The organism is Verrucosispora sp. ts21 (assembly GCF_002879555.1).
In the GTDB taxonomy this organism is placed as follows: Bacteria; Actinomycetota; Actinomycetes; order Mycobacteriales; family Micromonosporaceae; genus Micromonospora; species Micromonospora gifhornensis.
Map to the genome: position 1 here is coordinate 1 of NZ_PNOZ01000114.1, position 15,612 is coordinate 15,612.

General features: G+C 72.3%; 13 protein-coding genes. 8 read left to right on the top strand and 5 right to left on the bottom strand.

All coding sequences use genetic code 11. The features are described from left to right. Positions 1-189: 189 nt before the first annotated feature. Positions 190-828: a response regulator gene (locus C1A38_RS28630; protein ID WP_013732401.1), complete on the top strand. Its 639-nt coding sequence runs from the start codon at positions 190-192 to the stop codon at positions 826-828. Between the two features lie 81 nt (positions 829-909). Here C1A38_RS28630 and C1A38_RS28635 read toward each other — a convergent pair whose 3' ends face one another. Continuing rightward, the gene (locus C1A38_RS28635) at positions 910-2,631 is read right to left on the bottom strand and encodes a sensor histidine kinase (protein ID WP_102660808.1); all 1,722 of its coding nucleotides are present in this window, start codon (positions 2,629-2,631) and stop codon (positions 910-912) included. Positions 2,632-2,681: 50 nt separating this feature from the next. Further along, a complete protein-coding gene (locus C1A38_RS28640) occupies positions 2,682-3,680 on the bottom strand; it encodes an Acg family FMN-binding oxidoreductase (RefSeq protein WP_199180361.1) in 999 nt (332 codons plus the stop codon). 241 nt (positions 3,681-3,921) lie between these two features. Between C1A38_RS28640 and C1A38_RS28645 the strand changes: the two genes are divergently transcribed. Then, positions 3,922-5,853: a heavy metal translocating P-type ATPase gene (locus tag C1A38_RS28645; protein ID WP_102660810.1), complete on the top strand. Its 1,932-nt coding sequence runs from the start codon at positions 3,922-3,924 to the stop codon at positions 5,851-5,853. A 30-nt stretch (positions 5,854-5,883) separates the two neighbouring features. On the opposite strand, the gene C1A38_RS28650 is transcribed toward C1A38_RS28645, so the two are convergent. From C1A38_RS28650 to C1A38_RS28660, 3 genes are all read right to left on the bottom strand, one after another. After that, the gene (locus C1A38_RS28650) at positions 5,884-6,759 is read right to left on the bottom strand and encodes a universal stress protein (RefSeq protein ID WP_102660811.1); all 876 of its coding nucleotides are present in this window, start codon (positions 6,757-6,759) and stop codon (positions 5,884-5,886) included. Between the two features lie 12 nt (positions 6,760-6,771). Continuing rightward, positions 6,772-9,165 carry a phosphoketolase family protein gene (locus tag C1A38_RS28655; protein WP_102660812.1) on the bottom strand — a complete coding sequence of 798 codons (2,394 nt, stop codon included), beginning with the start codon at positions 9,163-9,165 and terminating at the stop codon, positions 6,772-6,774. 117 nt (positions 9,166-9,282) lie between these two features. Continuing rightward, entirely contained in the window at positions 9,283-10,107 is an 825-nt protein-coding gene (locus C1A38_RS28660; protein WP_102660813.1) for a universal stress protein, read from the bottom strand. 131 nt (positions 10,108-10,238) lie between these two features. On the opposite strand from C1A38_RS28660, the gene C1A38_RS28665 reads away from it, so the two are divergent. From C1A38_RS28665 to C1A38_RS28690, 6 genes are all read left to right on the top strand, one after another. Continuing rightward, positions 10,239-10,475 (top strand): HTH domain-containing protein, encoded by a 237-nt coding sequence (locus C1A38_RS28665; protein ID WP_102660814.1) that lies wholly within the window; start codon positions 10,239-10,241, stop codon positions 10,473-10,475. After that, a complete protein-coding gene (locus C1A38_RS32275) occupies positions 10,475-11,053 on the top strand; it encodes a Clp protease N-terminal domain-containing protein (protein ID WP_102660815.1) in 579 nt (192 codons plus the stop codon). The genes C1A38_RS28665 and C1A38_RS32275 overlap by 1 nt, the downstream gene beginning before the upstream one ends. 72 nt (positions 11,054-11,125) lie before the next feature. Next, positions 11,126-12,142 (top strand): diacylglycerol/lipid kinase family protein, encoded by a 1,017-nt coding sequence (locus tag C1A38_RS28675; RefSeq protein WP_102660819.1) that lies wholly within the window; start codon positions 11,126-11,128, stop codon positions 12,140-12,142. A 94-nt stretch (positions 12,143-12,236) separates the two neighbouring features. After that, the gene (locus C1A38_RS28680) at positions 12,237-13,253 is read left to right on the top strand and encodes a YihY/virulence factor BrkB family protein (protein ID WP_102660816.1); all 1,017 of its coding nucleotides are present in this window, start codon (positions 12,237-12,239) and stop codon (positions 13,251-13,253) included. A gap of 86 nt (positions 13,254-13,339) precedes the next feature. Continuing rightward, on the top strand, positions 13,340-14,830 hold the full coding sequence (locus C1A38_RS28685) for a phosphatase PAP2 family protein (protein WP_102660817.1): 1,491 nt from the start codon (positions 13,340-13,342) through the stop codon (positions 14,828-14,830). Positions 14,831-14,836: 6 nt separating this feature from the next. Further along, on the top strand, positions 14,837-15,612 hold a 776-nt coding region (locus C1A38_RS28690; protein ID WP_102660818.1), incomplete at its 3' end, for an endonuclease/exonuclease/phosphatase family protein.

A 15,612-nucleotide genomic window follows, 5' to 3' on the forward strand; every position in this document is an offset into this window, starting at 1 on the left:
TGCACCGGGCCGCTTCCCACAGGCCGAGGTTGCGCAGCGCGTTGCCACCCCCTCCGCCCGTGTTGATCAAGAGCTATTGGTCTGGATCCGGCGCGATGGCGACGCAAACTTCTTGATCAACACCGGTGGAGGAGGGGTTGGGACCTTTGGCCCGTGCGGGGGGTGGGGTGGAGGGGGTAGAAACGGGGGATGATCCGGGTGTTCTTGCTCGACGACCATGAGGTCGTCCGTCGTGGTCTCGCCGATCTGCTGCACGCCAGCGGAGACATAGAGGTGGTCGGAGAGTCCGGTTCCGCGCAGGAGGCGGCCCGGCGGATCCCCGCGCTGCGTCCGGACGTGGCGATCCTCGACGCTCGGCTGCCCGACGGCAACGGCATCGACGTCTGCCGGGACATCCGGGCGGTGGACTCCTCGATCAAGGGGTTGATCCTGACCTCGTACGAGGACGACGAGGCGCTGTTCGCCGCGATCATGGCCGGTGCCTCCGGCTACGTGCTCAAGCAGATCCGTGGCACCGACCTGGTCGACGCGGTGCGCCGGGTGGCGGCCGGTCAATCGCTGCTCGACCCGGCGATCACCACCCGGGTGCTGGATCGCATCCGCAGCGGCGTGGAGCAGCCGCGCGAGTTGCAGTCCCTCACCGAGCAGGAACGGCGCATCCTGGAGTACGTGGCCGAAGGGCTGACCAACCGGGAGATCGCCGGCAAGATGTTCCTGGCCGAGAAGACCGTCAAGAACTACGTGTCAAGCGTGCTGGCCAAGCTGGGGCTGGAGCGGCGCACCCAGGCCGCCGTCCTCGCCACCCGGCTGCTCGGCAAGGGCCACTGACCAGCCGCGGCCAGGCCCACCGGGGCCTGGCCGCGCCACGGTACGCCGAAACCACCGGCCCGCAGGGAACAGCGTCGCCGGTCAGTCCCGGAGCGGGATCGACCAGTGCAGTCGGGTGCCGCGCGGCTCGGTCGGGTGCACCTCGAAGGCTCCGCCGTGGCGTTCGGCGCGTTCGCGCAGGTTGATCAACCCGCCCCGGGCGGCGGCCGGGTCGCACCCCACCCCGTTGTCGGTGACGATGACGCTGACCCGGGTGGCTTCGACGCTCACGGTCACCGACACCGCCGACGCCTCGGCGTGGCGTACGGCGTTGGAGAGGGCCTCGCGCAGCACGGCGGTGAGGTCGGGGCGGACCGGGTCGGGCACGGCGCTGTCGATCGGCCCGATCAGCTCCAGTCGGGGCCGGAAACCCAACGACTCGGCGGCCACCTCGACAGCCTCCCGGATCTCGGTGCGCAGCGCCGCGCTCACCGGGCTGCGCAGCTCGAAGATGGTGCGCCGGATGTCCTTGATGGTGGCGTCCAGGTCGTCGACCGCGGCGTTGATCCGCTTCGCCAACTCCGGACGACCGGCGAGCGGCACCGCGCTCTGCAGTTGCAGACCGGTGGCGAACAACCGCTGGATGACCACGTCGTGGAGGTCACGGGCGATGCGTTCGCGGTCCTCCAGGACCACCAACTGCTCCCGTTCCTCCTGCCCCCGGGCCCGCTCCATGGCCAGCGCGGCCTGCCCGGCGAAGCTGCCCAGCAGCACCACGTCGTCGTCGGTGGCGCCGTCGTGGTCGACGCTGTGCGCGATCACCAGGACACCGTGCAGCGTGTCGGCGGTGGCCAGCGGTGAGATCACCGCCGGGCCGGTGTGCAGCACCGCCGGCCAGGGCGCGGCGTGCGCGAGGTCGTCCACCGAAGCGTGCCGGCCCTCGGCGACCGGACCGGCGAAACTCGTGTCGTCGGCCGGCAGCACCGTGCCGACCAGCGCGCGGGCCTGCGTGCCGGAACCGTCGACGACCTCGACGGTGAAATGGTCGGCCATGTCGTCGTAGAGCAGCACCAGGGCCAACTCGGCTTCGGCGACCTCGCGGGCGCGGCGCGCCACCAGGGTCAGCGCGTCGGTGCGGCGTACCTCACCGAGCAGCAGCGAGGTGATCTCGGCTGTGGCGGCGAGCCAGCGTTCCCGCCGACTGGCCAGCGCGTACAGCCGGGCGTTCTCGATCGCCACGCCGGCCGCCGCGGCGAGCGCCACGACGATCTCCTCGTCGTCGTCGGTGAACTGCGCGCCGCCCTGCTTCTCCGCCAGGTAGAGGTTGCCGAAGACCTGGTCCCGGATCCGGATCGGCACCCCGAGGAAGGTGTGCATCGGCGGGTGGTTCGGTGGGAAGCCGTACGAGTGGGGGTGCTGGGTGATGTCCGGCATCCGCAGCGGCTTCGGGTCGTCGATCAGCAGGCCGAGCACGCCCCGCCCGTGCGGCAGGTCACCGATCTTGGCGTGCAACTCGGGGGAGATGCCGTGCGTGATGAAGTCGTGCAGGGTCCGGTCGGTGCCGATCACACCGAGCGCGCCGTACCGGGCGCCGGCCAGTTCGCAGGCCGACTGCACGATCCGTCGCAGGGTGCTGTGCAGATCCAGGTCGGTGCCGATGCCGACGACCGCGTCGAGCAGCGCGCGCAGCCGTTCCCGGCTGGTCACCACCTCGCCGACCCGGTCCAGCATCTCCTGGAGCAGCTCGTCGAGGTGGACGCGGGACAACGGACTGAGCCCGAGCGAGGGGGGCTCGTGGCGGGGGTTCGGTGCGCCGTCGGTCATCCGGCGATGCTATCCGGCGTACCGGCGGGACAGAACGCCTGCGCGATCGGTCAGTCGTCCACGGCCGTGGTATCCACCACCTGTTCGCGCGGCAGCCGTGGGGTGTGCGGCGGACCGGCGTGTTCCGGGTCGGCGACCCCCAGGCGCAGGACGAGGTACGGGTGACCGAACCCGGCCAGCACCTGGCGCAGGATCTGGCGGGTGCCACCGACCTCCACCACCCCGCTCAACGGGACCACTGACACACCCAGCCGGGTGGCGAACAGCCAGGCGGCGGAGAGCGCCTCCCCGGCGCGCAGCCAGGCGCGCGGGTCGTCCTCGTCGCCGTAGAGCACCCCGTACGAGGCCGCCCGGTCGTGCCCCGGACCACCGGACAGGGTGCCGGGACGGCCGAAGTCGCGGCCCGGCACGGTGGTCTGCGCGGGCTGCTGCAGCAGCACCTCCGGCGGGAGCCCGCTGCCACCGGCGCGGCTGGTCCAGTAGTCGAGCTCGGCCCGCAGTTGGGAATCCTCCGCCTCGACCTCGGCGGCGTGCGAGGCCGCGGCGGCCAGTTGCAGTACCTGGTCGCGGTCGAGGATCTCCAGGTGGGCGCCTTCCCCGGCGGCGGCCGACGCGATCGCGGTCAGGTTCTCCTCGCTCACCGGTTCCTCGCTGACCGGCCGTCGGTCGGTGTGCCGCACCTGCATGCACTGCACCATGCGCATCGCGTCCGGGTCCACGCCGGAGGCCTGCGGATCGGTCAACCGGGCGAGCAGTTCCGGCTCGCCCGGATCGGGCATCCGGTGCACCGTCGCCGTCCAGCCTTCGGCGGCCAGCGCCAGGCGCGCGTGGTGCAGGGCGGCACCGCAGCTGAGCATGACCAACTGGCCGGTCGGGTCGGTGGCCGTGGGCTGGCGGTCGGAGACCAGCCGCAGCTCCAACGCCTCGGGAAGCACCCGCCAACGCCAGGGCTGGGTGTTGTGCACCGACGGCGCGTGACCGGCCATCGCGGCGGCCTCCGCGAGGGCGGTGGTCAACGGGCGGCGGGTAGCGGGCGTCTGGTGGCTCATCGTCACGACCTTTCCGTATGTCCCCATCGTGCCGCACCTCGGTACGGCTGTGGGGCGGGTCCCGTTCATCCTGGGCCACACGTCGGTCGTTCGCACGGACCGCTGGGCCCGCCGGCGGGGGCACTCCGGCCCGGATTCCGCCCGCAAGGGGGATTCGGCATCCGCTGTCGGCCGCGACATCGGAAGGCTCGTTGGTCGGAAGTGGCCGACGTCGGGGCTCGCGGGTTGGGACGATCCGCTGGTGGGGGCGCAGTCGGGGGCCAGCGGGCCGGGGCACGGCGGCAACGAGTGCCTGCCGGAGCATCCGGCGCAGCACGGCCGGTCCGGCGGTCCGCTGCGCCGGCGGTGGGGGTTGTGGGCGCCGCTGACCGGGCTGACCGTGCTGGTGCTGGTCGGCGCGGGGCTGCGGTGGGCCGGGCGGTCCGGCGTCGCCGATCTGGTGTGGGCGGCAGTCACCCTGGTCGCGCTGGTGCCCGCCGCCGTCTCCGTGTTGCGTGATCTGTGGCGGCGCCGGTTCGGCGTGGACGTGATCGCGGTCCTGGCGCTGGTCGGGGCGCTCGTCGTCGGGGAGTACCTGGCCGGTGCGGTTATCGCGGTGATGCTGGCCACCGGACGGACCCTGGAGGCGTACGCGCAGCGGCGGGCGACCCGGGACCTGCGGGCCCTGCTGGAGCGGGCACCGCGAACGGCACGACGGCGCACCGCCGACGGCGGCATCGAGGTGGTGCCCGTCGACCAGGTGGCGGTGGGCGACCGGCTGCTGGTCGGCCCCGGTGACGTGGTCGCCGTCGACGGGGTCACCGAGGATCCGGCGACGCTCGACGAGTCGGTGGTCACCGGGGAGTCCCAACTCGTCGACAAGGGCGTCGGTGCGGCAGTGGCCAGCGGCGTGATCAACGCCGGCGCCGGGTTCGGGCTGCGGGCCACCGAGAGCGCCGCCCGCAGCACGTACGCGGGAATCGTGCGGCTGGCCGAGGAGGCGACCGCCCGCAAGGCGCCGACGGTACGGCTGGCCGACCGGTACGCCGCGGCCTTCGTACCGTTCACCCTGGTGCTGGCCGGGCTGGGCTGGCTGCTGTCCGGCGACATCATCCGCGCGGTGGCGGTGCTGGTGGTGGCGACCCCGTGTCCGCTGCTGCTGGCCACCCCGATCGCGATCGTCTCCGGGCTGTCGCGGGTGGCCCGCCGGGGCGTGCTGGTACGCGACGGCGGCTCGCTGGAGGTGCTGGGCCGGGTCCGTACCCTGCTGGTGGACAAGACCGGCACGCTCACCGTCGGCCGCCCCCGGGTGGCCGAGACCATCGTCGCGGCCGGGGGCGACCCCGACGAGGTGTTGCGGCTGGCCGCGTCGGTGGAACAGCTGTCTCCGCACGTGCTGGCGGCGGCGCTTGTCGAGCACGCCCGCGACCGGGGATTGCGGCTGACCATGCCGACCGAGGTGACCGAGGAGCCGGGCCGGGGGGTGCACGGCCGGGTCGACGGGCGGCGGATCCGGGTCGGGCAACTCGACGGCGACCCGCCATCCTGGGCCCTACCCCGGATCGAGGAACCGGGACACTCCGTGGTCTGGGTGGCCGACGACACCGGGCCGATCGGCGCGATCCTGCTGGAGGATCCGGTACGCCCCGACGCCCGCCGAGCCGTCGACCGGCTGCGCGCGGCCGGCCTGAGCCGGATCGTGATGGTCACCGGCGACCGGCCGGACGCCGCCCGGCGGGTCGCCGAGGCGGTGGGTGTCGACGACGTGCTGGCCCGGTGCACACCGCAGGAGAAGGTGGCGCGGGTACGGGCCGAGGCCGACCGGGCGGTCACGGTGATGGTCGGCGACGGGGTGAACGACGCCCCGGCGCTGGCCGAGGCGCACGTGGGGGTGGCGATGGGGGCCACCGGGGCGACCGCCTCCGCCGATGTGGCCGACGCGGTGCTCACCGTCGACCGGCTCGATCCGCTCGCCGACGCGGTCGAGATCGCCCGGTACGCCCGCCGGATCGCCGTGCAGAGCGCCACCGTCGGCATGGGGCTGGCGGTGTGCGCGATGGGGTTCGCGGCGGCCGGCCTGCTGCCACCGGTGGCCGGTGCCTTCCTCCAGGAGGGCATCGACGTGCTGGTGATCCTCAACGCGCTGCGCGCCCTGTACGGCGGTCTGCACGCCACCGGTTCCCCGCCGGCCTGAACGACCGAGGGGGAACCGGTGGCGTGAGGCTCAGCGTTCCCGGACCACCGCCACCGGGCAGTGCGCGTGCTGGATGAGTTGCTGGCTGACCGAGCCGAGTAGCATGCCGCGCAGCCCGCCGCGGCCTCGGGTGCCGACGACCATCAGTTGAGCGTTGCGGCTGGCGTCGATCAGCAGCCCGGCGGGGGCGGCGGCGGCCGTCTCGACGCTCACCTCGACGTCGGGGAAGGTCGCCTGCCAGCGGCGCAGCGGTTCGTCCAGTTCGGCGCGCTGTGCGGCGAGCGCCGCCTCGCGGGCCTGCTCGCCGGTCAGGTTCCACTGCTCCCGGCCGGGCTGCCAGGCTCGCAGCACGTGCAGCGGTACCCGACGCAACGCCGCCTGCTCGATGGCGAAGCCGAGCGCCAGCAGGGACTGCTCCGAGCCGTCCACGCCGACCGCGACGTGTCCGGCGCGGGTGACGTCGGCCGTCTCGCGGCGCACGACCACCACCGGGCAGTGCGCGTGTGCGGTGACGCTGACGGCGGTGGAGCCGGCGAGCAGGCCGGTGAAGCCGCCGTGCCCACGGCTGCCCAGCACCACCAGGCCGGCCGCGGTGGAGCACTCCTCCAGCACCAGGGCGGGTGGCCCGTCGAGCACCTCACCGCTGACCGTCAGGTCGGGGTGCGCGGCGGCGGCGTCGGAGGCCGCCTTGCGCACCAACTCCTCGACCTGCTGCCGGGCCTGCTCGTCCGGCCACATCCCGGGCGTCATGCCGGGCCCGACCCAGCCGGCCACGGTGAGCCATTCGAAGATGTACGCCAGCCGTACCGGCCGACCGTCCCGTCCGGCCTGCGCCAGGGCCCATTCCAGGGCCGCTGCCGCGTCCGGCGAGCCGTCGTAACCCACCAGAATCTGCTCGTCGCTCACGATGTCACCTCGCTACGGGTTGGTCTGGTCGGTTTCGCGGACCCAGCGCCACTCGGCGACCCGGGGATCGTCCTCGCCGTACTGCCGGGTGTAGTCGCGGCAGGACTGCCGGGCGTCGGTCATCTCCTGGCGCAGGTGTGCGGCGCGGGCCGCCAACCCGGGCACCCGGTCGATCACGTCGATCACCAGGTGGAAGCGGTCCAGGTCGTTGAGCATCACCATGTCGAACGGAGTGGTGGTGGTGCCCTCCTCCTTGTACCCGCGCACGTGCAGGTTGTCGTGGTTGGTACGCCGGTAGGTGAGCCGGTGGATCAGCCACGGGTAGCCGTGGTAGGCGAAGATGATCGGCTTGTCCCGGGTGAACAGCGTGTCGAACTCGTTGTCCGGCAGCCCGTGCGGGTGCTCGCTCGGCGGTTGCAGCCGCATCAGGTCCACCACGTTGATCACCCGCACCTTGAGCTCGGGCAGGTGCTGGCGCAGCAGGTCGGCCGCGGCCAGCGTCTCCAGCGTCGGTACGTCGCCGGCACAGGCGAGCACCACGTCCGGCTCGCTGTCGCCGTCGGTGCTGGCCCAGTCCCAGATCCCCAGGCCGCGCCGGCAGTGCTGGACGGCCTCGGTCATGGTCAGCCAGTTCGGTGCGGACTGCTTGCCGGCCACCACCACGTTTATGTAGTGCCGGCTGCGCAGACAGTGATCCATGGTGGACAGCAGGGTGTTGGCGTCCGGCGGCAGGTAGACCCGGACCACTTCGGCCTTCTTGTTCATCACGTGGTCGATGAAGCCCGGGTCCTGGTGCGAGAAGCCGTTGTGGTCCTGCCGCCAGACATGGCTGGAGAGCAGGTAGTTCAGCGACGCGACAGGCAGCCGCCACGGGATGTCCCGGGTCACCTTCAACCACTTGGCGTGCTGGTTGACCATCGAGTCGACGATGTGGATGAACGCCTCGTAGCTGGTGAAGATGCCGTGCCGGCCGGTGAGCAGGTAACCCTCCAGCCAGCCCTGGCACAGATGCTCGGAGAGGACCTCCATCACCCGGCCCTCGGGGGAGAGGTGGTCGTCGCCGGGGACGATGCGGGCCATCCAGGCGCGGTTGGTGACCTCGAAGGCCGCCTGGAGCCGGTTGGAGGCCACCTCGTCCGGGCCGAACAGCCGGAACGTCTGCGGGTTGGCGACGATCACGTCGCGGATCCACTTGCCCAGCTCTCCGGTGGCCCCGGTGACCGTCGCACCCGGTCGGGGCACCTCGACCGCGTAGTCGCGGAAGTCGGGCAGGGTCAGGTCGCGCAGCACCTGCCCGCCGTTGGTGACCGGGTTGGCGCTCATCCGCCGGTCACCGGTGGGCGGCAGCGCGACCAGCTCGGCGACCGGTGCGCCGGTGGCGTCGAACAGCTCCTCCGGCCGGTAGCTGCGCAGCCAGCGCTCCAGCTCGGCCCGGTGCGCCGGGTTCGTGCGTACCTGCGACAGCGGAACCTGGTGGGCCCGGTACGTCCCCTCGACCTGCTTGCCGTCGACCTCGCTCGGCCCGGTCCAGCCCTTCGGCGTACGCAGCACGATCATCGGCCAGCGCGGACGGGTGACGGTTCCCCCGGAGCGGGCCTGCCGCTGGATCTCCGCGATCTCGTCGAGCGCCCGGTCGAACGTGGCGGCCAGCAACTCGTGCACGGCGGCAGGCTCGTCACCGGCCACCACGTACGGCTGGTAGCCGTAGCCGCGCATCATGTCGAGCAGATCGGACTCGGGGATCCGGTCCAGCACGGTCGGGTTGGCGATCTTGTACCCGTTGAGGTGCAGGATGGGCAGCACCGCGCCGTCGCGGGCCGGGTTCAGGAACACGTTGGACAGCCAGCTGCCCGACAGCGGGCCGGTCTCGGCCTCCCCGTCACCGATCACGCAGGCGACCAGCAGGTCCGGGTTGTCGAAGGCCGCGCCGTAGGCGTGGCTCAGCGCGTACCCCAGCTCGCCGCCCTCGTGGATCGAACCCGGCACCTCCGCGGCCACATGGCTGGGGATGCCGCCGGGGAAGGAGAACTGGCGGAACAGCCGGGCCATGCCGGCCTCGTCGCGGTCGATGCCGTGGTACCGCTCGCTCCAGGTGCCTTCCAGCCAGCTGTTCGCGACCAGGGCCGGACCGCCGTGGCCGGGGCCGGTGATGTAGATCGCGGACAGGTCCCGCGCCACGATCACCCGGTTCAGGTGGGCGTAGATCAGGTTCAGGCCGGGGGAGGTGCCCCAGTGGCCGAGCAGCCGGGGCTTGACGTGTTCGGCGGCCAGCGGCTCGCGCAACAGGGGATTGTCGAGCAGGTAGATCTGGCCGACGGTCAGGTAGTTCGCCGCCCGCCAGTACGCGTCCAGCCGGCGCAGCTCCTCATCGGTCAGGGTGCTCTTCGGATTCAGGGCGGTGTCCATACTGGGTGAGCCTCTCCCTGTTCGGCGGATTCCGCATCCGCAACACGTGGTTTCCTCCTTGAGTCTGGCGACATCGGCAGCCATGAATCAGGGCCATTGGTCCCGCCCGCCCGGGTGTCACGACCCGTCGGCATCCGGTCCGCCGGTCACTCCACGCACCACGATCACCGGTGACGGGGCGTGGTAGAGCACCGCCTGACTGACCGCGCCGAGCATGCCGCGCCACGGCTCGTCGCCGCGCGCGGCAACCACCGTCAGCTGCGCCGACCGGGACTGGTCGACAAGCACCGAGCCGGGATCACCGCGTACGACGTGGCATTCGACGGCCGTGTCGTCGGCGCTCACCCGGGCCACCAGGTCGCCGAGCCGCTGGGTGGCCGCCTCGATGGCGTCGTCGGTGTCGACCACCCACACGGCCATCAGCCGGGCCCGCAGTTCTCTGGCCGCGGCGAAGGCCCAGGCCAGCGCGGTCTCCGCGGAGGCCGACCCGTCGACCCCCACGAGCACCGGGCCCTGCGGCGGTGGTTCCCGTCGGACGACAAGCACCGGGCAGTCGGCCCGGGCGGCCACCTGGACCGCGGGGCTGTCCGCCGGGATGCACCTGTCGCAGTGGGCCATTCCGCCGTCGCCGACGGCCACCAGGAAGGCCGACTCGGACTTGCGTACCAGGTTCGCCACCGCCGGACCCTCGACGATCTCGGTGGTGATCGGCACCTCCGGCTGACTGAGCCGGACCGCCTCGCTGGCCTCGGCGATCAGCCGCTCGGCGTCGGCCCGCGAACCGGAGACCGCCGGCGCGGCCATCGCCGCCCAGTTGAAGGCGTGCAGCAGGTGTACGCCGCAGCCGTGCCCGGCGGCCACCCGCGCGGCCACCCGGGCCACCGGCAGGGCGTCGCTCGGACCGATGCCGGCCAGCACCGGCGCGTCGTTGGTTGAGGCCACCCGACCTCACCCCCTGTCCCCGCCTGACCTGCGTACGAGGCTAGTCGCGGCGGTGCTGCTCAGGGGCGCGATCGGAAGACTGGGTGTCAACATTGGTTGACGACCGGGCGTTGTCAATGTAAGTTGACAGCATGAGTCAGGCTACCGAACTCGCCGCCGCGGCCGGCAGCACCGATCCCCGGGTCGGCCTGCGCGCGGTCCGCGCACTGCGTCGGCTGCTCGAACGACTGGAGGTGGTCCAGGTGGACAACGCCCGACGGCAGGGCTGGTCCTGGCAGGAGATCGCCGACGCGCTCGAGGTCAGCCGGCAGGCGGTCCACAAGAAGCACGCCGGGCGTCCGGCGGTCGAATCCTCCTGGGAGGGGTGATGTTCGAACGGTTCACCGACCGGGCCCGCACTCTGGTGCGCCAGGCCCGCGACGAGGCCCGGGCCGAGGGGCAACGACCCGTCGGCACCGAGCACCTGCTGCTCGCCCTGCTCGCCGACGGCGACAGCCTCGCCGTCCGGGTGTTGCGCGACGCCGGCGTCACCGCCGACGACCTGCGCGCGCGCATCCGCCGACACGCCGAGACCGGCAGCACCGGGCTGGCCGAGGCCGACGCCGTCGCGCTGCGCGAGATCGGCATCGACCTGGCCGCCATCGTGGCCCGGATCGAGGAATCCTTCGGCCCCGACGCGCTGCGCGAAGCCGTACCGCCGCCACGACGCCGGTGGGGCCGCCGCCAGCGGCCGGGCGGCCCGTTCTCGCACCGGGCGAAGAAGGTGCTGGAGTTGTCGTTGCGCGAGGCGATCCGGCTGCGCCACCGGCACATCGGCACCGAACACATCCTGCTCGGCCTGCTGCGCGAGGGCGGCGGGCTGGGCGCGCTGGTCCTCGCCGAGGCCGGCGTCGACCTGGCCGACACCCGTCGCCGGGTGGAAGCTGCCCTGCGTACCGCCGCCTGAGTTCCTCGGCGATCCAAACGCGTCGGCCGGGTGAACCTGCCCACGCGCCGCCAGGGTGCCGAAGCCCGCACCATGGCGCACACTGACGCCGTGGAAGCTGGACGGCAGACGCGGTCGCTGCGCAGCGCGGTGGTGGTCAACCCGGTCAAGGTGGACGACCTCGACGCGCTGCGCCACACCGTGGAGGACACCCTCGCCACGGCCGGCTGGCCGGCACCGCTGTGGTACGAGACCACCATCGACGACCCCGGCCGGGGCCAGACCGAGCAGGCCGTCGCCGCCGGCGTCGACGTGGTCTTCGCCTGCGGCGGAGACGGCACCGTACGGGCGTGTGTCAGCGCGCTTGTCGGCACCGAGGTGGCGCTCGCCGTGCTGCCGCAGGGCACCGGCAACCTGCTCGCCGCCAACCTGGGACTCTCCACCGACCTGGCCGCCGGGCTGGCGGTCGCCGTGGAACGCGGTCGGCGGCTGCTCGACGTCGGTGAGGTGGACGGGCAGCACTTCGCGGTGATGGCGGGCATGGGCTTCGACGCGCAGATGCTCGCCGCCACAAGCGAGACCACCAAACGACGGATCGGCTGGCCGGCGTACGTGGTGGGAGCGGTGCGACACCTGCGGGACCGGCCGATACGGGTGTCGATCCGGCTGGACGACCAGCCGCCGCTGACCCGTCGGGCCCGTTCGGTGCTGGTCGCCAACGTCGGTCGGCTCCAGGGTGGGGTCACCCTGCTCACCGAGGCCGCACCCGACGACGGCTACTTCGACATCGCCGTGCTCAGCCCGCGTACGCTGCGGCACTGGCTCGCCCTCGGCTGGGGGGTGCTGCGCCGCCGCGACCGGGTGCCCCGGATGGAGGAGTTCCGGGCCCGGCGGGTAGAGATCACCAGCAACCGGGCCCAACCCCGCGAACTCGACGGTGACCTGATCGAACCGGGGACCACCCTGCAGGCGCAGATCCACCGGCGCGCGTTGTGGCTGTGCGTACCCCGGCCCGAGCAGGCCCCCGACCTCACCGACGACGCTGAAGCCGCTGCCGAGCGAGGTGAACAGCTCGTCGAGAGAAGTGGTACCAGTGAGCGCGAGGAGTGAGCTTGCGAGCCCCGCAGTCGCGAACGAAAGGCGACTCCGGTGAGCGCGAGGAGTGAGCTTGCGAGCCCCGCAGTCGCGAAAAAAGGCGACTCCGGTGAGTAGTACCAAGTTGGTGCCGGAGACCCGGCTGATGTCCGACGAGCAGCTCTGCGCCGACCACGCCTGGCAGACGTTGCGCCGGGAGGGCGGCTGGCACCTGCTGCGGGACGCCTTCACCCGGTTCCGCTACGGCGACGGGTTCAGCCACTCCCGGGCCTTCGCGTTCCAGCTCTGCCTGGCCGTGGTGCCGTTCCTTATCGCGTTGACCGGGCTGATCGCGGAGCTGGGTGCGGCCGAGGGCGGTGAGGTGGTCGCCGACACCGTCCTGGCGTTGACGCCGGGTGCCAGTGAGCAGGTGGTCGCCGAGCTGCTCGGTGACGGCGAGGGTGCCGGTGCCGAACGGGCCGAAGACATCGGCGAGGTGGCCCTGACCCTGGGTCTGATGACCGGGCTTGTGGCGTTGACGAGCACCATGGCGCAGATCGAACGCGGCGCCAACCGGATCTACGGCGTCGAACGGGACCGGCCGGCGCTGCGCAAGTACGTACGGGCTGCCGTGCTCGCCGTGACCGCCGGTCTGCCGGCGCTGGCCGGCTTCCTGATCCTGGTCGGCGGTGGGCCGATGGGTGACTCGGTGCAGCGGCACTACGCCTGGGGCGACGTGGCCGCCGTCGGCTGGGACGTCATCCGTTGGCCGCTGAGCCTCGGGCTGACCGTGCTCGCCGTCGCGGTGTTGTTCCGGCACGCGCCCCGACGCCATCAGCCCGGCCTGTCCTGGCTGTTCTTCGGTGCTGGTATCGCCACCGTGCTGTGGTGGCTGGCCAGCCTGCTGCTCGCCGGGTACGTCCGGTTCAGTGCGGACTTCGGGCAGACCTACGGTGCGCTGACCGGGATCATGGCGCTGCTGCTCTGGGCCAACCTCACCGGCATGGCGCTGTTCGGTGGTCTCGCGTTCGCGGCCCAGTTGGAGGCGGTGCGCATCGGCGTACCGGAGCCCGCCCAGCCGGACCTGTGGCAGCCGGAGGCACAACGCGACGACCTGCTCGACACCGGCGAGATGACCGCCCTGTAGCCCGAACGGGCCGACCCGCCGACGCGGCGGGTGTACGCGACACATCGACCGGGTACAGCGGCACGCCAGAGGCGAAGGAGGCTGCCGTGGGCGCGGTCAAGGACGTACTGCGTCGACCCCTGGGACACTTCACCGAACGTACGCTCGCCGGCCTGGCGCTCGTACTCGGTGCCGGGGTCGGTTTCGGGTTGGTGCTGGTGCTGGTCCGCGTGCAGTGGTCGCCGCTGTACGACATCGACCACGGTGTGGCGCGGTGGCTCAACGATCAGGTCTCGCCGATCGGCCCGCTGGTCACGGTGCTCAACGCGATCACCGACCTGGGCGGTCGGCCGGTCATCGTCTGGCTGGTCACCGTCGCGGTGGTGGGGTTGCTGATCCGGCGGCAGGGTCGGCTCGCCGTCTTCGTGATCGTCACCGGTGCCGGCGCGTTGATCCTCGACCCGGCCCTCAAGACCCTGGTGGACCGGTTGCGGCCCGAGGTGGAGACGCCGATCAGCTCGTACGCCGGCCAGAGCTTCCCCAGCGGCCACGCGCTCGGGTCGATGGTGGCCTATGGTGCGTTGCTGCTGGTCTTCCTGCCGGCGATGGCCCCGCGCTGGCGGAGGTTGGCGATGGTCGTGGTCGGTGTCGTGGTCTTCCTCATCGGTTTCACCCGGGTCGCGCTCGGCGTGCACTTCCTCTCCGACGTGATCGGCGCGTGGCTGCTCGGCGCGGCCTGGCTCGGCGTCACCGCGTACGCCTTCCGCCTGTGGCGGGTGGAGCGGGGCCGTCCGGCCGTGCCGTTGACCGAAGGGCTGGAACCGGAGGCGGCACACGAGGTGGCGCCCGCGCCGGACGAGGAGAAGCTGCTGCCGCACGCCCGAGCCGGCATCGCCGAGATCATCGTCGGTTGGGTGCTTGTCTTCGGCGCGCTGTACGCCTTCGGCACGTTCGTCAGCTACCACGCCAAGGGCACCTTCTTCGCCACCTGGGACGAGGTGGTGCCGACCTGGTTCGCCGCCCGGCAGACCCCGGCGCTGAACGACCTGAGCTGGTGGTGGAGCAAGGCCGGCGACACCCACGCGATCCTGCTCATCTCGATGATCTTCTGCCCGCTGGTGCTGGCCATCTGGCGGCGCTGGCGGCCGCTGCTGTTCGTGGCGCTTACCATGTTCGGCGAACTGACCCTCTTCCTCGCCTCCGCCGCCGCGGTGGACCGTCCGCGCCCACCGGTGGAGAACCTGGACGGGCCGATGCCGACCTCGTCCTTCCCGTCCGGCCACATCGCGGCCACCCTGTGCCTGTGGGTCGCCATCGCGGTCATCGTCTTCCCGCGCACCGACAGGTGGTGGCGGTGGCTGTTCGTGGCGCTGGCGGTGGTGCTGCCGGTCGGCGTGGCGGTCTCCCGGATGTACCGGGGCATGCACCACCCGACCGACTTCATGGGCGCCATCATGCTCACCGGCCTGTGGATCGGGCTGCTGTACTGGGTGCTGCGGCCCAACGCCGACGTCCACGAAGGCAACCAGCCGACAATCGAATCCGAGGACGTCGACACCCTCGACGACGAGTTGGCCAAGGCCGGTCGGGCGGACTGATCCGCCGTGCTGCGCGTGCTCACCTGGAACGTCCGCAACGGCGGCCGGGACTCCGGTGGTCCGGATCGACGCGACGCGCTGCTGCGGGTGATCGCGCAGGCCCGCCCCGACGTGCTCGCCCTGCAGGAGTTGCGAGGGCTGGACGTGACCGCCTTCGCCGCCCGGCTGGGCCTGCGGCCCTACGTGGCGGGCAGTTGGTTCGGGCAGCCGGTCGCGGTGCTGGTCCGGTCGACCTGGCCGGTGCTGACCGCCGCACCGGTCCGCCGCCCGTTCCACCACGGCGCGCAACGGGTGACGATCGGCACCGACGCCGGCCCGTTGACCGTGCTGAGCACCCACTTCTACCCGTACACCGGTCGACGTCGTCTGATCGAAGCCGGCTGGGCGGCCGCCGCGCTGCGCCGGGCCCGCGACGGCCTGGCGCTGCTCGCCGGTGACCTGAACACCCTCGACCCGTACGCCGAACACGCCGAGCAGATCGCCCGGCTGCCGGTGGCGTACCGTCGCCGTCACCTGCGCTGCGACGGACGGACCCCGGACACCCGCGCGGTGGCCCGACTGCTCGCCACCGGCCTGGTCGACCTGGGCGCGAACGCCGGTCCGACCGTGCCCACCGGCTACGGCGGCGCCGAGTTCTCCGACATGCGCCTGGACTACCTGCTCGCCACCCCCGCCCTGGCCACCCGCCTGCTGACTGTCGAAGTGCTCCGCACCCCCCACACCCACCAGGCCTCCGACCACCACCCCCTCCTGACCACCCTCTCCCTCACCCCCACCCCCAC